At 65.5% G+C, this 19,307-nt stretch carries 15 protein-coding genes; 14 read left to right on the top strand and 1 reads right to left on the bottom strand.

Annotation, left to right across the window (positions count from 1 at the left end):
- Positions 1-349: 349 nt before the first annotated feature.
- The 14 genes from ACTWJ5_RS12700 (at position 350) to nuoN (ending at position 17,833) form a co-directional block, all read left to right on the top strand.
- On the top strand, positions 350-1,945 hold the full coding sequence (locus ACTWJ5_RS12700) for an isocitrate lyase (protein WP_074980670.1): 1,596 nt from the start codon (positions 350-352) through the stop codon (positions 1,943-1,945).
- Positions 1,946-2,940: 995 nt separating this feature from the next.
- The gene (locus tag ACTWJ5_RS12695) at positions 2,941-3,354 is read left to right on the top strand and encodes an NADH-quinone oxidoreductase subunit A (protein ID WP_009623254.1); all 414 of its coding nucleotides are present in this window, start codon (positions 2,941-2,943) and stop codon (positions 3,352-3,354) included.
- 10 nt (positions 3,355-3,364) lie between these two features.
- Positions 3,365-4,042: a NuoB/complex I 20 kDa subunit family protein gene (locus tag ACTWJ5_RS12690; RefSeq protein ID WP_009623256.1), complete on the top strand. Its 678-nt coding sequence runs from the start codon at positions 3,365-3,367 to the stop codon at positions 4,040-4,042.
- 60 nt (positions 4,043-4,102) lie between these two features.
- Positions 4,103-5,884, top strand: coding sequence for an NADH-quinone oxidoreductase subunit C/D (gene nuoC / locus ACTWJ5_RS12685; protein WP_074980671.1), 1,782 nt, complete (start codon positions 4,103-4,105; stop codon positions 5,882-5,884).
- 2 nt (positions 5,885-5,886) lie between these two features.
- Positions 5,887-6,381: an NADH-quinone oxidoreductase subunit NuoE gene (nuoE, locus tag ACTWJ5_RS12680; RefSeq protein ID WP_116424017.1), complete on the top strand. Its 495-nt coding sequence runs from the start codon at positions 5,887-5,889 to the stop codon at positions 6,379-6,381.
- Positions 6,378-7,727 (top strand): NADH-quinone oxidoreductase subunit NuoF, encoded by a 1,350-nt coding sequence (gene nuoF / locus ACTWJ5_RS12675; RefSeq protein ID WP_253390186.1) that lies wholly within the window; start codon positions 6,378-6,380, stop codon positions 7,725-7,727. The genes nuoE and nuoF overlap by 4 nt, the downstream gene beginning before the upstream one ends.
- Positions 7,728-7,856: 129 nt before the next feature.
- Positions 7,857-10,571: an NADH-quinone oxidoreductase subunit NuoG gene (gene nuoG / locus ACTWJ5_RS12670; RefSeq protein ID WP_444438867.1), complete on the top strand. Its 2,715-nt coding sequence runs from the start codon at positions 7,857-7,859 to the stop codon at positions 10,569-10,571.
- A gap of 11 nt (positions 10,572-10,582) precedes the next feature.
- Positions 10,583-11,575, top strand: coding sequence for an NADH-quinone oxidoreductase subunit NuoH (gene nuoH, locus ACTWJ5_RS12665; protein ID WP_444439585.1), 993 nt, complete (start codon positions 10,583-10,585; stop codon positions 11,573-11,575).
- 11 nt (positions 11,576-11,586) lie between these two features.
- Positions 11,587-12,135: an NADH-quinone oxidoreductase subunit NuoI gene (gene nuoI, locus ACTWJ5_RS12660; RefSeq protein WP_074980674.1), complete on the top strand. Its 549-nt coding sequence runs from the start codon at positions 11,587-11,589 to the stop codon at positions 12,133-12,135.
- Between the two features lie 11 nt (positions 12,136-12,146).
- Positions 12,147-12,647 carry an NADH-quinone oxidoreductase subunit J gene (nuoJ, locus tag ACTWJ5_RS12655; protein ID WP_043318272.1) on the top strand — a complete coding sequence of 167 codons (501 nt, stop codon included), beginning with the start codon at positions 12,147-12,149 and terminating at the stop codon, positions 12,645-12,647.
- A 4-nt stretch (positions 12,648-12,651) separates the two neighbouring features.
- On the top strand, positions 12,652-12,960 hold the full coding sequence (gene nuoK / locus ACTWJ5_RS12650; RefSeq protein WP_009623272.1) for an NADH-quinone oxidoreductase subunit NuoK: 309 nt from the start codon (positions 12,652-12,654) through the stop codon (positions 12,958-12,960).
- Complete coding sequence (nuoL, locus tag ACTWJ5_RS12645; protein WP_116424019.1) at positions 12,957-14,801, top strand: NADH-quinone oxidoreductase subunit L; 1,845 nt, start codon at positions 12,957-12,959, stop codon at positions 14,799-14,801. The genes nuoK and nuoL overlap by 4 nt, the downstream gene beginning before the upstream one ends.
- 28 nt (positions 14,802-14,829) lie before the next feature.
- Entirely contained in the window at positions 14,830-16,359 is a 1,530-nt protein-coding gene (gene nuoM, locus ACTWJ5_RS12640; protein ID WP_116424020.1) for an NADH-quinone oxidoreductase subunit M, read from the top strand.
- A 7-nt stretch (positions 16,360-16,366) separates the two neighbouring features.
- Positions 16,367-17,833: an NADH-quinone oxidoreductase subunit NuoN gene (nuoN, locus tag ACTWJ5_RS12635; protein ID WP_074980676.1), complete on the top strand. Its 1,467-nt coding sequence runs from the start codon at positions 16,367-16,369 to the stop codon at positions 17,831-17,833.
- A 395-nt stretch (positions 17,834-18,228) separates the two neighbouring features.
- On the opposite strand, the gene ACTWJ5_RS12630 is transcribed toward nuoN, so the two are convergent.
- Positions 18,229-19,293: an AI-2E family transporter gene (locus ACTWJ5_RS12630; RefSeq protein WP_444438862.1), complete on the bottom strand. Its 1,065-nt coding sequence runs from the start codon at positions 19,291-19,293 to the stop codon at positions 18,229-18,231.
- Positions 19,294-19,307 lie beyond the last annotated feature (14 nt).

The raw sequence follows: 19,307 nt of genomic DNA, 5'->3' as shown, positions 1-19,307 counted from the left end.
CGGATCGAGCCCGCAGCCCACTCGCTGTGCCGGTCCGTGTTGTTACAGCCCACAAGGCGAAATGACGAGGTTGCGACTGGCAAGAAGTTGTCCTGAGGGACGGGGAAGCAAACAACGTATCAGCAAGATGGTCGAATGCAGCCATTCGCCCTCGCCCAACGGCAGCCACGAGCCGGCAAGCGATCCCGAATGCCATCGCTGCGATCATCTACCTGTTCGCCCGCTCCACCCCCTCCCCCTCTGCGTCAATCCTTCCAGTCGTCATTTCGCCATCTGCGGCGAGCGATCCCACGGGTCCTGCGTGGGAAGTCGGTGCTCAACCAACACATTTTTTGAAGGATTGTTGACCATGTCCGCATATCAGAACGACATCAAGGCCGTTGCCGCCCTGAAAGAGAAGTTCGGCAGCAGCTGGAGCGCTATCAACCCCGAGTCCGTCGCCCGTATGCGCGCCCAGAACCGCTTCAAGACTGGCCTGGATATCGCCAAGTACACCGCGGCCATCATGCGCAAGGACATGGCCGAATACGACGCCGACTCCTCCGTCTACACCCAGTCCCTGGGCTGCTGGCACGGCTTCATCGGTCAACAGAAGCTGATCTCCATCAAGAAGCACCTGAAGACCACCAACAAGCGCTACCTCTACCTGTCCGGCTGGATGGTCGCCGCGCTGCGCTCGGACTTCGGCCCGCTGCCCGACCAGTCCATGCACGAGAAGACCGCGGTTTCCGGCCTGATCGAAGAGCTGTACACCTTCCTGCGCCAGGCTGACGCCCGCGAACTGGACCTGCTGTTCACCGCCCTGGACGCCGCCCGCGAAGCCGGCGACAAGGTCAAGCAGGACGAGATCCAGGCCCAGATCGACGGCTACGAAACCCACGTCGTACCGATCATCGCCGACATCGACGCCGGCTTCGGCAACCCTGAAGCCACCTACCTGCTGGCCAAGAAGATGATCGAAGCCGGTGCCTGCTGCATCCAGATCGAGAACCAGGTTTCCGACGAGAAGCAGTGCGGCCACCAGGACGGCAAAGTGACCGTTCCGCACGAAGACTTCCTCGCCAAGATCAACGCCGTTCGCTACGCCTTCCTCGAGCTGGGCGTTGACGATGGCGTGATCGTCGCCCGTACCGACTCCCTGGGCGCCGGCCTGACCAAGCAGATCGCCGTGACCAAGCAACCGGGCGACCTGGGCGACCAGTACAACTCCTTCCTGGACTGCGACGAGATCAGCGCGGCCGACCTGCAGAACGGCGACGTGGTGATCAACCGCGGCGGCAAGCTGCTGCGTCCCAAGCGCCTGCCCTCCAACCTGTTCCAGTTCCGCAAGGGCACCGGCGAAGACCGCTGCGTCCTGGACTGCATCACCTCGCTGCAGAACGGCGCCGACCTGCTGTGGATCGAAACCGAGAAGCCGCACGTTGGTCAGATCAAGGGCATGGTTGACCGCATCCGCGAAGTCATCCCGAACGCCAAGCTGGTCTACAACAACAGCCCGTCGTTCAACTGGACCCTGAACTTCCGCCAGCAGGTGTTCGATGCGTTCGTCGCCGAAGGCAAGGACGTTTCCGCCTACGACCGCGCCAAGCTGATGAGTGTCGAGTACGACGAGACCGAGCTGGCCCAGGTTGCCGACGAGAAGATCCGCACCTTCCAGCGCGACGGCTCGGCCCACGCCGGCATCTTCCACCACCTGATCACCCTGCCGACCTACCACACCGCCGCACTGTCGACCGACAACCTGGCCAAGGGCTACTTCGCCGACCAGGGCATGCTGGCCTACGTGAAAGGTGTTCAGCGTCAGGAACTGCGTCAGGGCATCGCCTGCGTCAAGCACCAGAACATGGCTGGCTCGGACATCGGCGACAACCACAAAGAGTACTTCGCTGGCGAAGCCGCGCTGAAGGCCTCGGGCAAAGACAACACCATGAACCAGTTCCACTAAGAACCGGTTCGCCCGGCCCCTCGGGGCCGGGAAGCGGCCCAGCCGCAAAGGTGTAGCGCCAATGAAAACGCCGTTTCCCTTGGGAAACGGCGTTTTTTCATGTCCGGCGCCGAGATGCGGCGGATAACCGCGAGCGGTTATCCGCCCTACGAACTCGCCGACTGACGCCGAACTATCCGCCCACTCCGAACGCCCCCTCTCCCGCTTGCGGGAGAGGGGGCTCTTCTGCGAGTACGCGGAGTGAACAACTGGCTTGCCGGCTACGCCGAGATGCTCTTCGTAGGAGCGAGCTTGCTCGCGAATGAGCCCCGCAGCGGAGTTTGTTCGCGAGCAAGCTCGCTCCCACGAGAAGCCATCGGACCTTGTCCGCGATAGCCGGAGGTTCCCGCGCGATTCGCGGATAAGATCCGCTCCTACACTGCCCCACCCACGTCATTCCATGTAGGAACGGATTCATCCGCGATCCGGCCGGCAGGCCGGCCTATGCCGACGCTCACACCTCCCTGGAACCGTTATCCGCCCTAGGCAGCGGCCTCCGGCGCACACCCCAACGCCCCCAAAACAGCTCATTGGGAAATTCCCGACGCCAATTGACGCCCATAAACCCTTAAAACCGCCGACAATAAAAAGTACGACGCCTATATGTAGTAAAGTTACGGATAAACGACACCGCGAATGATAATATTTATCATCTAAAGAGCACTAGAAACACTTTCTTCATATCCGTAAAAGTGCCATTCGACCAAAGCCTGATCCGCACCAGCCCAGGCGTAGAGCGGCCTGCAGCCGGGGCCCGGACAAAAATGCAAAAGCCTTTTGCCCGATTTGGAAGCATCTGTTTGTGTTAGAAAAATTTACTTGCCCGAGGCTTTGGGCATAAAATTGGAAAGATCACTCGAACCCTTAGCTCGCTATCTTGAGCCCGAGGTTCATGCAGCCGGGCGAAGGCCCGGAATCCAAGACCACCGCTAATTTTTGTAGGAAGGAGTATCGGCATGCCCAACCCAGCTGAACTTGCAGCTCAACACTGGGGACTCGCCGCCTTCCTTCTAGGCGTGGTCGGCCTGCTGGCCTTCATGCTAGGGGTTTCCTCGCTGCTGGGCAGCAAGGCATTTGGTCGCAGCAAGAACGAGCCCTTCGAATCCGGCATCGTTCCCACCGGCAGCGCACGCCTGCGCCTGTCGGCAAAATTCTATCTGGTCGCGATGCTCTTCGTGATCTTCGACGTCGAAGCCCTCTTCCTCTTCGCCTGGTCCGTGTCCGTCCGTGAAAGCGGTTGGGCCGGTCTGGTCGAGGCCACCATTTTCATTGCAATTCTGTTGGCAGGTCTTGTCTACCTCTGGCGGGTCGGCGCGCTCGATTGGGCGCCGGCGGCACGTCGCGAGCGGCAGGCGAAGCTAAAACAATGAGGCTTTGGCGATGCAATACAAACTTACCCGGATCGACCCCGATGCGGCCAACGATCAGTACCCGATCGGCCAGCGCGAAACGGTAGACGACCCTCTAGTAGAGGGGCAGGTCAGCAAGAACATCTTCATGGGCAAGCTCGAGGATGTTCTCAACGGCGCCGTCAACTGGGGTCGCAAGAACTCGCTGTGGCCCTATAACTTCGGCCTGTCCTGCTGCTACGTGGAGATGACCACGGCGTTCACCGCGCCGCACGACATCGCCCGCTTCGGCGCCGAAGTGATTCGTGCCTCGCCGCGCCAGGCGGACTTCATGGTCATCGCTGGCACCTGCTTCATCAAGATGGCCCCGGTCATCCAGCGCCTGTACGAACAGATGCTGGAACCCAAGTGGGTGATCTCCATGGGCTCGTGCGCCAATTCCGGCGGCATGTACGACATCTACTCGGTGGTCCAGGGGGTCGACAAGTTCCTCCCCGTGGACGTCTACATCCCCGGCTGCCCGCCCCGCCCCGAGGCATTCCTGCAAGGCCTGATGCTGCTGCAGGAATCCATCGGCCAGGAGCGTCGCCCGTTGTCCTGGGTGGTTGGCGATCAAGGCATCTACCGTGCCGAAATGCCTGCCCAGAAGGACCTCAAGCGCGAACAGCGCATTGCGGTCACCAACCTGCGCAGCCCCGACGAAGTGTGAAGCCGACCTCCACGAGAGGCCCTTACTTCACTCCACCGTTGACCGATAGCGACCGAGACCATGACCGCAGACTCCGCTCTGTACATCCCGCCCTATAAGGCGGACGACCAAGACATAGTCGTCGAACTGAATTCCCGCTTTGGCGCCGAGACCTTCACCGTCCAGGCCACCCGCACCGGCATGCCGGTCCTCTGGGTGAGCCGCGAGAAGCTGATCGACGTCCTCACCTTCCTGCGCAACGTACCCAAGCCCTACGTGATGCTCTACGACCTCCACGGGGTCGACGAGCGCCTGCGCACCCACCGTCGCGGCCTGCCGGGCGCCGACTTCAGCGTGTTCTACCACCTGATGTCGCTCGAGCGTAACAGCGACGTGATGATCAAGGTGGCCTTGTCCGAAGGCGACCTCAACCTGCCCACCGCCACCCGTATCTGGCCGAACGCCAACTGGTACGAGCGTGAGGTCTGGGACATGTACGGCATCCACTTCAACGGCCACCCACATCTGGCCCGCATGCTGATGCCGCCGACCTGGCAGGGCCACCCGCTGCGCAAGGACTACCCGGCGCGCGCCACCGAGTTCGATCCCTACTCCCTCTCCGTGGCCAAGCAGGAGCTGGAGCAGGAAGCCCTGCGCTTCAAGCCCGAGGACTGGGGCATGAAGCGCCACGGCGAGAACGAGGACTTCATGTTCCTCAACCTCGGCCCGAACCACCCCTCCGCCCACGGTGCCTTCCGCATCATCCTGCAGCTCGACGGCGAGGAGATCCTCGACTGCGTGCCGGAGATCGGCTACCACCACCGCGGCGCCGAGAAGATGGCCGAGCGCCAGTCCTGGCACAGCTTCATCCCCTACACCGACCGCATCGACTACCTCGGCGGGGTGATGAACAACCTGCCGTACGTGCTCTCGGTGGAGAAGCTCGCCGGCATCAAGGTGCCGCAGCGCGTCGACGTCATCCGCATCATGATGTCGGAGTTCTTCCGCATCCTGAACCACCTGCTGTACCTGGGCACCTACATCCAGGACGTGGGCGCCATGACCCCGGTGTTCTTCACCTTCACCGACCGCCAGCGCGCCTACAAGGTGGTCGAGGCCATCACCGGCTTCCGCCTGCACCCGGCCTGGTACCGCATCGGCGGCGTCGCCCACGACCTGCCGCGCGGCTGGGACAAGCTGGTCCGCGAATTCCTCGACTGGATGCCCAAGCGCCTGGACGAGTATGAAAAGGCGGCGCTGCAGAACAGCATCCTGCGCGGCCGGACCATCGGCGTGGCGCAGTACAACACCAAGGAAGCCCTGGAGTGGGGCACCACCGGCGCCGGCCTGCGCGCCACCGGTTGCGACTTCGACCTGCGCAAGGCCCGCCCCTACTCCGGCTACGAGAACTTCGAGTTCGAAGTGCCGCTGGCCCACAACGGCGACGCCTACGACCGCTGCATGGTGAAGATGGGCGAGATGCGCCAGAGCCTGCGCATCATCGAGCAGTGCCTGAAGAACATGCCCGAAGGCCCGTACAAGGCCGACCACCCGCTGACCACGCCGCCGCCCAAAGAGCGCACGCTGCAGCACATCGAGACGCTGATCACCCACTTCCTGCAGGTTTCCTGGGGCCCGGTCATGCCGGCCAACGAAGCCTTCCAGATGGTCGAGGCGACCAAGGGTATCAACAGCTACTACCTGACGAGCGATGGCAGCACCATGAGCTACCGGACGCGCATCCGTACGCCCAGCTTCGCGCACCTGCAACAGATTCCGTCGGTCATCAACGGCAGCATGATCGCCGACCTGATCGCCTATCTGGGCAGCATCGACTTCGTTATGGCTGACGTGGACCGCTGATCATGAGCACCATCATCCAGACTGACCGTTTCGCCCTGAGCGAAACCGAGCGCTCGGCCATCGAGCACGAGCTGCATCACTACGAGGACTCCCGCGCGGCGTCCATCGAGGCCCTGAAGATCGTCCAGAAGGAGCGCGGCTGGGTGCCGGACGGCGCCATCCCGGCGATCGCCGAGATCCTCGGCATCCCCGACAGCGACGTCGAGGGCGTGGCCACCTTCTATAGCCAGATCTTCCGCCAGCCGGTCGGCCGCCACATCATCCGCGTGTGCGACAGCATGGTCTGCTACATCGGCGGCCACGAGTCGGTGGTCGGCGAGATCCAGAAGCAACTGGGCATCGGCCTCGGCCAGACCACCGCCGACGGCCGCTTCACCCTGCTGCCGGTGTGCTGCCTGGGCAACTGCGACAAGGCACCGGCGCTGATGATCGACGACGATACCCACGGCAATCTCGAGCCGTCGGCGGTCGCCAAACTGCTGGAGGCCTACGCATGACGCTCCTCACCTCCTACGGCACCCCCAACCGCACCGCGCGCGCCGCGGAAACCCACCCGCTGACCTGGCGCCTGCGCGACGACGGCGCCCCGGTCTGGCTGGAGGAATACCAGGCGAAGAACGGCTACGCCGCCGCGCGCAAGGCGCTGGCCGAAATGGCCGCCGACGACATCGTCCAGACCGTCAAGGACTCCGGCCTCAAGGGCCGCGGCGGTGCGGGCTTCCCCACCGGCGTGAAGTGGGGCCTGATGCCCAAGGACGAATCCCTCAACATCCGCTACCTGCTGTGCAATGCGGACGAGATGGAGCCCAACACCTGGAAGGACCGCATGCTCATGGAGCAGCTGCCGCACCTGCTGGTGGAAGGCATGCTGATCTCCGCGCGGGCGCTGAAGGCCTACCGCGGCTACATCTTCCTGCGCGGCGAATACGTCGACGCGGCGCGCAACCTCAACCGCGCCATCGACGAAGCCAAGGCCGCCGGCCTGCTGGGCAAGAACATCCTCGGCAGCGGCTTCGACTTCGAGCTGTTCGTCCACACCGGCGCCGGCCGCTACATCTGCGGTGAAGAAACCGCGCTGATCAACTCGCTGGAAGGCCGCCGCGCCAACCCGCGCTCCAAGCCGCCCTTCCCCGCCGCTGTCGGCGTCTGGGGCAAGCCGACCTGCGTCAACAACGTCGAGACCCTGTGCAACGTGCCGGCGATCGTCGAGAACGGCGTCGACTGGTACAAGGGCCTGGCGCGCCCGGGCAGCGAAGACATGGGCACCAAGCTCATGGGCTTCTCCGGCAAGGTGCAGAACCCCGGCATCTGGGAACTGCCCTTCGGCATCCCGGTGCGCGAGGTCTTCGAGGACTACGCCGGCGGCATGCGCGAGGGCTACAAGCTCAAGGCCTGGCAGCCCGGCGGCGCCGGCACCGGCTTCCTGCTCCCCGAGCACATGGACGCCCTGTTCTACGCCGGCGGCATCGCCAAGGTCGGCACCCGCATGGGCACCGGCCTGGCCATGGCGGTGGACGACAGCATCAACATGGTCTCGCTGCTGCGCAACATGGAAGAGTTCTTCGCCCGCGAGTCGTGCGGCTGGTGCACCCCGTGCCGCGACGGCCTGCCGTGGAGCGTGAAGCTCCTGCGCGCGCTGGAGCGTGGCGAAGGCCAGCCCGGCGACCTTGAGACCCTCGAGCAGTTGGTCAACTTCCTCGGCCCAGGCAAGACCTTCTGCGCCCACGCACCGGGCGCCGTCGAACCGCTGGGCAGTGCCTTGAAATATTTCCGTCCCGAGTTCGAAGCGGGCGTCTCCCGCCAGGCTCAGGCCGCGCCGCAACCGCAACGCGTCGGCGCGTAAAGCTTTGGTTGCCGGGCCCGCGGGCCCGGCGATGTTCCGTCGTAGCGCCGCGGCATGCCGCCGGCCCGACGGAGCCGTGATTTCCCTTAGCCAAGCCCGCTGACAACGGGCCAACGAAGAACTTGAACCATGGCCACTATCCACGTAGACGGCAAGACGTTAGAAGTCGATGGGGCGGACAACCTGTTGCAGGCCTGCCTGTCCCTCGGACTCGACATCCCCTACTTCTGCTGGCACCCGGCGCTCGGTAGCGTCGGCGCCTGCCGGCAGTGCGCGGTCAAGCAGTACACCGACGAGAACGACAAGCGTGGTCGCCTCGTCATGTCCTGCATGACCCCCGCCACCGACAACACCTGGATCTCCATCGAGGACGAAGAGGCCAAGGCCTTCCGCGAGAGCGTCGTCGAATGGCTGATGACCAACCACCCGCACGACTGCCCGGTGTGCGAGGAAGGCGGTCACTGCCACCTGCAGGACATGACGGTGATGACCGGCCACAACAAGCGCCGGTACCGCTTCACCAAGCGCACCCACCAGAACCAGGAGCTCGGCCCGTTCATCGCCCACGAGATGAACCGCTGCATCGCCTGCTACCGCTGCGTGCGCTACTACAAGGACTACGCCGGCGGCACCGACCTGGGCGTCTATGGCGCGCACGACAACGTGTACTTCGGCCGCATCGAGGACGGCGTGCTGGAGAGCGAGTTCTCCGGCAACCTGACCGAGGTCTGCCCGACCGGCGTGTTCACCGACAAGACCCACTCCGAGCGCTACAACCGCAAGTGGGACATGCAGTTCGCCCCGAGCATCTGCCATGGCTGCTCCAGCGGCTGCAACATCAGCCCCGGCGAGCGCTACGGCGAGATCCGCCGCATCGAGAACCGCTACAACGGCTCGGTGAACCACTACTTCCTCTGCGACCGCGGCCGCTTCGGCTACGGTTACGTCAACCGCGAAGACCGTCCGCGCCAGCCGATGCTGATGCTCAGCAAGCAGAAGCTGAGCCTGGACGGCGCCCTCGACCAGGCCGCCGCCCTGCTCAAGGGCCGCAAGGTGATCGGCATCGGTTCGCCGCGCGCCAGCCTGGAAAGCAACTACGCGCTGTCCGAGCTGGTCGGCGCCGGCAACTTCTACAGCGGCATCGCCGCCGACGAGCTGCAGCGCCTGCGCCTGGTGCTCAAGGTGATGCAGGACGGCCCGCTGCCCTCCCCCACCATCCGCGACATGGAAGACCATGACGCGGTCTTCGTGCTCGGCGAAGACCTCACCCAAACCGCCGCCCGCATCGCCCTGGCCCTGCGCCAGTCGGTGAAGGGCAAGGGCGAGGACATGGCCGCCGCGATGAAGATCCAGCCGTGGCTCGACGCCGCGGTGAAGACCATCGCCCAGCACGAGAAGAACCCGCTGTTCATCGCCAGCCTCGCCGAGACGCGCCTGGACGACATCGCCGCCGAGTGCGTGCACGCCGCCCCCGAGGACCTGGCCCGCCTGGGCTTCGCCGTGGCCCACGCGATCGACCCGAGCGCCCCGGCCGTGGCCGGTCTGGAACCGGAAGCGCAAGCCCTCGCCCAGCGCATCGCCGACGCCCTGGTCGCCGCCAAGCGCCCGCTGGTGGTCTCCGGCGTATCGCTGCGCAGCAACGCCCTGATCGAAGCCGCGGCGAACATCGCCAGCGCGCTGAAGCAGCGCGAGAAGAACGGCTCGCTGAGCCTGGTGGTGCCGGAAGCCAACAGCCTGGGCCTCACCCTGTTCGGCGGTGAATCCGTCGAAGCCGCGCTGGAGCAACTGACCTCCGGCGCCGCCGACGCCGTGGTGGTGCTGGAGAACGACCTGTACCGCCGCGCCGAAGCCGCCCAGGTCGACGCCGCCCTGGCCGCCGCCAAGCTGGTGATCGTCGCCGACCACCAGAGCACCGCGACCAGCGCCAAGGCGCACATCGTCCTGCCGGCCGCCAGCTTCGCCGAAGGCGACGGCACCCTGGTCAGCCAGGAAGGCCGCGCCCAGCGCTTCTTCCAGGTCTTCGACCCGACCTACTACAACGCCGACAACCTGGTCCGCGAAGGCTGGCGCTGGCTGCACGCCCTGCACAGCACCCTCGAGGGCAAGCGCGTCGACTGGACGCAGCTGGACCACGTGATCGACGCCGTGGTCGCCGCCAAGCCGCACCTGGCCGGCATCCGCGACGCCGCGCCGAACGCCGCGTTCCGCATCAAGGGCCTGAAGCTGGCGCGTGAACCGCACCGCTACTCCGGGCGCACCGCCATGCGCGCCAACATCAACGTCAGTGAGCCGCGCGCCCCGCAGGACATCGACAGCGCCTTCGCCTTCTCCATGGAAGGCTATTCCGGCAGCGCCGAGCCGCGTCAGCAGATTCCCTTCGCCTGGTCCCCGGGCTGGAACTCGCCGCAGGCCTGGAACAAGTTCCAGGACGAGGTCGGCGGCCACCTGCGCGCCGGCGACCCGGGCGTGCGACTGATCGAGGCCAAGGGCGAGGCCCTGTGGTTCAGCGACGTGCCGGCGCCGTTCCACACCCCGGCCAGCCAGTTCAAGGTGGTGCCCTTCTATCACCTGTTCGGCAGCGAGGAGAACAGCGCCCGCGCCAAGCCGGTGCAGGAGCGCATCCCGGAAACCTACGTGGCCCTGGGCCGCGAGGAAGCCGAGCGCCTGGGCCTGGCCGAAGGCAAGCTGCTGCGCCTGAACGTCAAGGGCCACGAGCTGCGCCTGCCGCTGCGCATCAGCGAAGAGCTGGGCGCAGGCCTGGTCGCCCTGCCGGCCGGCCTGGCCGGTATCCCCGCCGGTGTGTTCGGCGGTGTCGCTGAAGGTCTGCAGGAGGCTGCGCAATGAGCTTGATGAGCATGAGCTGGCTGACACCCGCCATCGTCGACATCATCATCGAGGTCATCAAGGCCATCGTCATCCTGCTCGCCGTGGTCGTCTGCGGCGCGCTGCTGAGCTGGGTCGAGCGTCGCCTGCTGGGCCTCTGGCAGGACCGCTACGGTCCCAACCGGGTCGGCCCGTTCGGCGCCTTCCAGCTCGGCGCGGACATGATCAAGATGTTCTTCAAGGAAGACTGGACGCCGCCGTTCGCCGACAAGATGATCTTCACCCTCGCCCCGGTCATCGCCATGGGCGCGCTGTTGATCGCCTTCGTGATCATCCCGATCAGCCCCAACTGGGGCGTGGCGGACCTGAACATCGGCATCCTGTTCTTCTTCGCCATGGCCGGCCTGACCGTGTACGCGGTGCTCTTCGCCGGCTGGTCGAGCAACAACAAGTTCGCCCTGCTCGGCAGCCTGCGCGCCTCGGCCCAGACCATCTCCTACGAGGTGTTCCTGGCCCTGTCGCTGATGGGCATCGTGGCCCAGGTCGGCTCGTTCAACATGCGCGACATCGTCGACTACCAGGCCCAGCACCTGTGGTTCATCATTCCGCAGTTCTTCGGCTTCTGCACCTTCATCATCGCCGGCGTCGCCGTGACCCACCGTCACCCGTTCGACCAGCCCGAAGCGGAGCAGGAACTGGCCGACGGCTACCACATCGAGTACGCCGGGATGAAATGGGGCATGTTCTTCGTCGGCGAATACATCGGCATCGTGCTGATCTCGGCGCTGCTGGTGACGCTGTTCTTCGGTGGCTGGCACGGCCCGTTCGGCCTGCTGCCGCAGATCCCGTTCATCTGGTTCGCCCTGAAGACCAGCTTCTTCATCATGCTGTTCATCCTGATCCGCGCCTCGCTGCCGCGTCCGCGCTATGACCAGGTGATGGCCTTCAGCTGGAAGTTCTGCCTTCCGCTGACCCTGATCAACCTGCTGGTGACCGGCGCCTGTGTGCTGGCCGCGGCCCAGTAAGGAGAACCACCATGATCAAAGAAATCCTGCACATCGTGCATGGCACCTACACCCAGCTGCGCAGCCTGGTGATGATCTTCGGCCATGCCTTCCGCAAGCGCGACACCCTGCAGTACCCGGAAGAGCAGGTCTACCTGCCGCCGCGCTACCGCGGCCGCATCGTCCTCACCCGCGACCCCGACGGTGAGGAACGCTGTGTAGCCTGCAACCTGTGCGCCGTGGCCTGCCCGGTCGGCTGCATCTCGCTGCAGAAGGCCGAGGCCGACGACGGCCGCTGGTACCCCGAGTTCTTCCGCATCAACTTCTCCCGCTGCATCTTCTGCGGCCTGTGCGAGGAAGCCTGCCCGACCACCGCGATCCAGCTGACCCCGGACTTCGAGATGGGCGAGTTCAAGCGCCAGGACCTGGTGTACGAGAAGGAAGACCTGCTGATCTCCGGCCCCGGCAAGAACCCGGACTACAACTTCTACCGCGTCGCCGGCATGGCCATCGCCGGCAAGCCCAAGGGCAGCGCGCAGAACGAGGCCGAACCGATCAACGTCAAGAGCCTGCTGCCGTAAGGAGACGTCGCGTGGAATTCGCTTTCTACTTCGCCGCCGGCGTCGCCGTGCTGGCAACCCTGCGGGTCATCACCAACAGCAACCCGGTGCATGCCCTGCTCTACCTCATCGTTTCGCTGCTCGCCGTGTCGATGACCTTCTTCAGCCTCGGCGCCCCGTTCGCCGGCGCCCTGGAGATCATCGTCTACGCCGGCGCGATCATGGTGCTGTTCGTCTTCGTGGTGATGATGCTCAACCTGGGCCCGGCGATCGCCGAGCAGGAGCGCAAGTGGCTCAAGCCCGGGGTCTGGATCGGCCCGGGCGTGCTCTCCGCCGTCCTGCTCGTCGAGCTGCTGCTGGTGCTGTCGCGCAACCCCAGCGGCGCCGGCATCGGCCACACCACCGTGGACGCCAAGGCCGTGGGCATCGCCCTGTTCGGCCCCTACCTGCTGGTCGTCGAACTGGCCTCGATGCTGCTCCTGGCGGCACTGGTCGCCGCCTACCACCTCGGCCGCCACGACGCGAAGGAATAACACCATGAATGCAATCCCCCTGGAACACGGGCTGGCACTCTCCGGCGTGCTGTTCTGTCTCGGTCTGGCCGGCCTGATGGTCCGGCGCAACATCCTGTTCGTACTCATGAGCCTGGAAGTGATGATGAACGCCGCCGCGCTGGCCTTCGTGGTCGCCGGCAGCCGCTGGGCGCAGCCCGACGGCCAGGTGATGTTCATCCTGGTGCTCAGCCTGGCCGCGGCCGAGGCGAGCATCGGTCTGGCGATCCTGCTGCAACTGTATCGCCGCTTCCATACCCTCGATGTCGACGCTGCCAGCGAGATGCGCGGATGAACCTGCTGCCCCTCACCTTCCTGTTCCCCCTGGTCGGCTTCCTGCTGCTGTCTTTCTCCCGCGGCAAGTGGTCGGAAAATCTCTCCGCGCTGGTCGGCGTCGGTTCGGTCGGCCTGGCCGCGCTGTCCGCCTTCTGGGCGATCTGGAGCTTCCACAGCGCCCCGCCGGAAGGCGGCGCCTACACCCTGGTGCTGTGGCAGTGGATGAGCGTCGACGGCTTCGCGCCGAACTTCGCCCTGTACCTGGACGGCCTGTCGGTCACCATGCTCGGCGTGGTCACCGGCGTCGGCTTCCTGATCCACCTGTTCGCCAGCTGGTACATGCGCGGTGAAGACGGCTACTCGCGCTTCTTCGCCTACACCAACCTGTTCATCGCCAGCATGCTGTTCCTGGTGCTGGGCGACAACCTGCTGTTCCTGTACTTCGGCTGGGAAGGCGTGGGCCTGTGCTCCTACCTGCTGATCGGCTTCTACTACAGCCACGTACCGAACGGCAACGCGGCGCTCAAGGCCTTCATCGTCACCCGCGTGGGCGACGTGTTCATGGCCTTCGGCCTGTTCATCCTGTTCCAGCAGCTGGGCACCCTGAACATCCAGGAGCTGCTGGTGCTGGCCCCGCAGCACTTCGCCCAGGGCGACCTGTGGGTGAGCCTGGCGGCCCTGGCGCTGCTTGGCGGCGCGGTCGGCAAGTCGGCCCAGCTGCCGCTGCAGACCTGGCTGGCGGACGCGATGGCCGGCCCCACCCCGGTTTCCGCGCTGATCCACGCGGCGACCATGGTCACCGCGGGCGTCTACCTGATCGCCCGCTGCCACGGCATCTTCACCCTGGCGCCGAACGTGCTGGAACTGGTCGGCGTGGTCGGCGCGGTCACCCTGGTCCTGGCCGGCTTCGCCGCCCTGGTGCAGACCGACATCAAGCGCATCCTCGCCTACTCGACCATGAGCCAGATCGGCTACATGTTCCTGGCCCTGGGCGTCGGCGCCTGGGACGCGGCGATCTTCCACCTGATGACCCACGCCTTCTTCAAGGCCCTGCTGTTCCTCGCCTCCGGTGCGGTGATCGTCGCCTGCCACCACGAGCAGAACATCTTCAAGATGGGCGGCCTGTGGAAGAAGCTGCCGCTGGCCTACGCCAGCTTCATCGTCGGTGGTTCGGCCCTGGCCGCCTTGCCGCTGGTCACCGCCGGCTTCTACTCCAAGGACGAGATCCTCTGGGAAGCCTTCGCCAGCGGCCACCAGAACCTGCTGATCGCCGGCCTGGTGGGTGCCTTCCTGACCTCGATCTACACCTTCCGCCTGATCTTCATCGCCTTCCACGGCGAGCAGAAGACCGAGGCCCACGCCGGCCATGGCATCAGCCACTGGCTGCCGCTGTCGGTGCTGATCGTGCTGTCGACCTTCATCGGCGCGCTGATCACCCCGCCGCTGCACGGCGTGCTGCCGGAAAGCGTCGGCCATGCCGGCGGCGAAGCACAGCACAGCCTGGAAATCGCCTCGGGCGCCATCGCCCTGGCCGGTATCCTGCTGGCCGGCCTGCTGTTCCTCGGCAAGCGCCGCTTCGTCAGCGCCCTGGCCAAGAGCGCGCCGGGCCGCTTCTTCGGCACCTGGTGGTACCACGCCTGGGGCTTCGACTGGCTGTACGACAAGCTGTTCGTGAAACCCTATCTGCTGCTCTGCCGCCTGCTCGGCCGCGACCCCATCGACCAGACCCTGGTCCTGGTGCCGCTGTCCGCCCGCGGTGGGCACACCCTTCTGAGCCTGACCGAGAACGGCCGCCTGCGCTGGTACGCCGCTTCCCTGGTCGGCGGCGCGGTGCTGCTGCTCGCGCTGCTACTGGCCTAACGCATTCACGAAAGAGATCGAGCCCGTCATGATTCTGCCCTGGCTAATCCTGATCCCCTTCATCGGCGGCTTCCTCTGCTGGATCGCCGAGTACACCAGCAAGACCCTGCCCCGCTGGGTCGCGCTGGGTTCCATGACCCTGACCCTGGCCCTGAGCCTGTGGCTGTGGCACACCGGCAACTTCCACCTGGCGCCCGCGCCGGGTGGCGAGCCGCAGTGGACCGCCGAATTCAAGCTGCAATGGATCGAGCGCTTCGGCATCAGCGTGCACCTGGCCATCGACGGCCTGTCGCTGCTGATGGTCGCCCTCACCGGCCTGCTCGGCGTGCTGTCCGTGCTCTGCTCGTGGAACGAGATCCAGCGCCGCATCGGCTTCTTCCACCTGAACCTGCTGTGGATCCTCGGTGGCGTGATCGGCGTGTTCCTCGCCGTCGACCTGTTCCTGTTCTTCTTCTTCTGGGAAATGATGCTGGTGCCGATGTACTTCCTCATCGCGCTCTGGGGCCATAGCTCGGACGACGGCAAGAAGACGCGCATCTACGCCGCCACCAAGTTCTTCATCTTCACCCAGGCCAGCGGCCTGGTGATGCTGGTGGCGATCCTCGGCCTGGTGTTCGTGCACTACAACAGCACCGGCGTGCTGACCTTCAACTACGCCGACCTGCTGAAGACGCAGATGAGCGAGCACGTCGAGTGGCTGCTGATGCTCGGCTTCTTCGTCGCCTTCGCGGTGAAGATGCCAGTGGTGCCGGTGCACTCCTGGCTGCCGGACGCCCACGCCCAGGCGCCGACCGCCGGTTCCGTGGACCTGGCCGGCATCCTGCTGAAGACCGCCGCCTACGGCCTGATCCGCTTCGCCCTGCCGCTGTTCCCCAACGCCTCGGCGGAGTTCGCGCCCATCGCCATGACCCTGGGCCTGATCGGCATCTTCTACGGCGCCCTGCTGTCCTTCGCGCAGACCGACATCAAGCGCCTGGTGGCCTTCTCCAGCGTGTCGCACATGGGCTTCGTGATGATCGGCATCTACTCCGGCAGCCCGCAGGCGCTGCAAGGCGTGGTGATCCAGATGATCGCCCACGGCCTGTCCGCCGCCGCGCTCTTCATCCTCTGCGGCCAACTCTACGAACGCCTGCACACCCGTGACATGCGCAAGATGGGCGGCCTCTGGTCGCGCATCCCCTACCTGCCGGCCGTGGCCCTGTTCTTCGCGACCGCGTCCCTGGGCCTGCCGGGCACCGGCAACTTCGTCGGCGAGTTCCTGATCCTGCTGGGCGCCTTCAAGACCGTGCCGGTGGTCATCGTCATCGCCACCTTCGGCCTGGTGTTCGCCTCGATCTACTCGCTGATCATGATCCACCGCGCCTACTTCGGCCCGGCGAAAGCGGACACGCCGATCGCCGGCCTGAACGCCCGCGAGCTGAGCATGGTCCTGGGCCTGTCGGTCCTGCTGATCATCCTCGGCATCTACCCGCAGCCGGTTCTCGATACCTCCGCCGCCACCATGCACGGTGTCCAGCAGTGGTTCGATTCCGCCCTTTCCACCCTTGCCGCACGGTAGTCGCGAAATGACCTTCACGATCCAACACTTCATCGCGCTCCTGCCGCTGCTCATCACCAGCGCCACCCTGGTGGTGGTGATGCTGGCGGTCGCCTGGAAACGCAATCACCGGCTGATCGCCACCCTCTCGATGATCGGCCTCAACCTGGCGCTGCTGTCGATCCTCTGGGCGATCAAGGCGACCCCCATCGCCGTCACCCCGCTGCTGCTGATCGACAACTTCGCGCTGTTCTACTCGGCGCTGATCCTGATCGCCGCCCTCGCCTGCTCGACCCTCGCCCATGCCTACATGGAGAGCTACCCGGGCAACCGCGAGGAGCTCTACCTGCTCCTGCTGCTGGCCACCGCCGGCGGCCTGGTGCTGGTGGCGGCGCAGAACCTGGCCGGCCTGTTCATCGGCCTGGAACTGCTCTCGGTGCCGGTCTACGGCATGGTGGCCTACGCCTTCTTCAACAAGCGCAGCCTGGAAGCCGGCATCAAGTACACCGTGCTGTCCGCGGCGGGCTCGGCCTTCCTGCTGTTCGGCATGGCCATGCTCTACGCCGAAGCCGGCACCCTGGACTTCGCCGGCCTGGGCAGCGCCCTGGCCGAAGGCACCGTGCACAGCCCGCTGCTGACCATCGGCGTGGGCATGATGCTGGTGGGCCTGGGCTTCAAGCTGTCGCTGGCGCCCTTCCACCTGTGGACCCCGGACGTCTACGAAGGCGCCCCGGCCCCGGTGGCGGCGTTCCTCGCCACCGCCGCCAAGGTCGCCGTGTTCGCCGTGCTGCTGCGCCTGTTCCAGATCGCCCCGGCGGCCCTGCACAGCGGCGTGCTGCACGTCGCCCTGGCGGTCATCGCGGTCATCTCGATCCTGGTCGGCAACCTGCTGGCACTGACCCAGAGCAACCTCAAGCGCCTGCTCGGCTACTCCTCCATCGCCCACCTGGGCTACCTGCTGATCGCCGTGGTGGCCAGCAACGGCCTGGCCGTGGAGACCGTCGGCGTCTACCTGACCACCTACGTGGTCACCACCCTGGGCGCCTTCGGCGTGGTCACCCTGATGTCCACCCCCTACGGCGGCCGCGACGCCGACGCGCTGTTCGAGTACCGCGGCCTGTTCTGGCGCCGTCCGGTGCTGACCGCGGTGATGACCGTGATGATGCTGTCCCTGGCCGGCATCCCGCTGACCGCCGGCTTCATCGGCAAGTTCTACGTCATCGCCAGCGGCGTCGAGTCGCACCTGTGGTGGCTGGTCGGCACCCTGGTGCTGGGCAGCGCCATCGGCCTGTACTACTACCTGCGCGTCATGGTCACCCTGTTCCTGGTCGAGCCGAACATGAAGCGCCACGACGCGCCCCTGGACTGGGCCCAGCGCGCCGGCGGCATCATGCTGGTGGCCATCGCCCTGCTGGCCTTCTTCCTCGGCGTGTACCCGCAGCCGCTGCTGGACATCCTCCAGCACTCCGGCCTGGCGGTAGCCGTCGCCGGCTGATCGCAGGCAGCAAAGAAAAACCCCGCCTCGGCGGGGTTTTTGTTGCCTGCGAAACGCTGTTCGTACGCGCCGGGATTGTTCTTCGTAGGAGCGAGCTTGCTCGCGAACAGGCGCCGCTGCAGAGCTCATTCGCGAGCAAGCTCGCTCCTACGAAAAGCCGTGCTTCCTGGAACCGTAGGAGCGGATTTATCCGCGATTCCGCCGGCAAGGCCGGCGTTCATTCCATCGCGGACAGAGTCCGCTCCTACCGCATGAGCGAGCATGGCTTTTCGTAGGATGGTGTTGAGCGAAGCGATACCCATCAGCGCAACCGCATGGGTTTCGCAAGCTCAACCCATCCTACGAAAAGCACCTCGGCGCAGACCGTTGCTCCTACGCAACCCTCAGGCCCTCCCCTACCCCGCCGGGTCTTCCAGTTCCTCGCGGCCGGTGAACAGGTCCCAGCTGGCGATGAACAGCGCGGCGATCAGCGGGCCGATGACGAAGCCGTTGAGGCCGAACAGCGACATGCCGCCCAGGGTGGAGATCAGCACCACGTAGTCGGGCATCTTGGTGTCCTTGCCCACCAGGATCGGGCGCAGGATGTTGTCCACCAGGCCGATCACCAGCACGCAGAAGAGGATCAGCACCACGCCCTGCCAGATCGCCCCGGTGAGCAGGAACCAGGCCGCCACCGGCACCCATACCAGCCCCGCGCCTATCGCCGGCAACAGCGACAGGAAGGCCATCAGCGTGCCCCACAGCAGCGAGCCCTGGATGCCGAGGAACCAGAAGATCAACCCGCCCAGCGCGCCCTGGGTGGCGGCCACGGCGATGTTGCCCTTCACCGTGGCGCGCACCACGGTGGTGAACTTGGTGAACAGGTGCTGCTTGTGCTCGTGGTCCAGCGGCACCGCCTGCTTGATCCGCCGGCCCAGGGTGCGGCCGTCGCGCAGCAGGAAGAACAGCAGGTAGAGCATCACGCCGAAGCTGACGACGAAGTCGAAGGTGTTCTGGCCGATGCTGAAGGCCTTGGTGGCGACGAACTGGCTGGCCTGCATGGCGCCGCTGGAAAGCTTCTCCTGCAGGCTCGACAGGTCGCCCAGGTCGAAGCGCTCCAGCCACTGGTGGGCCCACGGCGGCAAGGCGGCGAAGGCCTGCTGCACCAGGCCGGCGAGGTTCAGTTGGCCGGACTTCAGGCTCTGGTAGAGGTTGGCGACTTCCTGCACCAGCGAGCCGGTGATGAAGATCACCGGCAGGATCACGATGAGGATACAGGCGCTCAATGTGATCAGCGCCGCCAGGTTCCTGCGCCCGCCCAGGCGCGCCTGCAACCGGCGGTGCACCGGGGTGAAGATGATGGCCAGGATGGTGCCCCAGAACACCGCGCCGTAGAACGGCAGCAGTAGCCAGGCGAAGGCGATGCTGACCACCGCCAGCAGTATCAGGAACGTCCGGTTTTCCAGTTTCGAATCGAGCATGTGCAATCCCATCT

This window comes from Pseudomonas sp. A6 (assembly GCF_052367875.1).
GTDB lineage: Bacteria > Pseudomonadota > Gammaproteobacteria > Pseudomonadales > Pseudomonadaceae > Pseudomonas > Pseudomonas citronellolis.
Note: the sequence above shows the minus strand (reverse complement) of the source record. Positions and strands in the feature narration are given on the sequence as shown.

Bases quoted from the DNA above. Each gene is read 5' to 3' on its own strand.
- ACTWJ5_RS12700 (WP_074980670.1), top strand. From the start codon at position 350: ATGTCCGCATATCAGAACGACATCAAGGCCGTTGCCGCCCTGAAAGAG.
- ACTWJ5_RS12695 (WP_009623254.1), top strand. From the start codon at position 2,941: ATGCCCAACCCAGCTGAACTTGCAGCTCAACACTGGGGACTCGCCGCC.
- ACTWJ5_RS12690 (WP_009623256.1), top strand. From the start codon at position 3,365: ATGCAATACAAACTTACCCGGATCGACCCCGATGCGGCCAACGATCAG.
- nuoC (WP_074980671.1), top strand. From the start codon at position 4,103: ATGACCGCAGACTCCGCTCTGTACATCCCGCCCTATAAGGCGGACGAC.
- nuoE (WP_116424017.1), top strand. From the start codon at position 5,887: ATGAGCACCATCATCCAGACTGACCGTTTCGCCCTGAGCGAAACCGAG.
- nuoF (WP_253390186.1), top strand. From the start codon at position 6,378: ATGACGCTCCTCACCTCCTACGGCACCCCCAACCGCACCGCGCGCGCC.
- nuoG (WP_444438867.1), top strand. From the start codon at position 7,857: ATGGCCACTATCCACGTAGACGGCAAGACGTTAGAAGTCGATGGGGCG.
- nuoH (WP_444439585.1), top strand. From the start codon at position 10,583: ATGAGCTGGCTGACACCCGCCATCGTCGACATCATCATCGAGGTCATC.
- nuoI (WP_074980674.1), top strand. From the start codon at position 11,587: ATGATCAAAGAAATCCTGCACATCGTGCATGGCACCTACACCCAGCTG.
- nuoK (WP_009623272.1), top strand. From the start codon at position 12,652: ATGAATGCAATCCCCCTGGAACACGGGCTGGCACTCTCCGGCGTGCTG.
- nuoL (WP_116424019.1), top strand. From the start codon at position 12,957: ATGAACCTGCTGCCCCTCACCTTCCTGTTCCCCCTGGTCGGCTTCCTG.
- nuoM (WP_116424020.1), top strand. From the start codon at position 14,830: ATGATTCTGCCCTGGCTAATCCTGATCCCCTTCATCGGCGGCTTCCTC.
- nuoN (WP_074980676.1), top strand. From the start codon at position 16,367: ATGACCTTCACGATCCAACACTTCATCGCGCTCCTGCCGCTGCTCATC.
- ACTWJ5_RS12630 (WP_444438862.1), bottom strand. From the start codon at position 19,293: ATGCTCGATTCGAAACTGGAAAACCGGACGTTCCTGATACTGCTGGCG.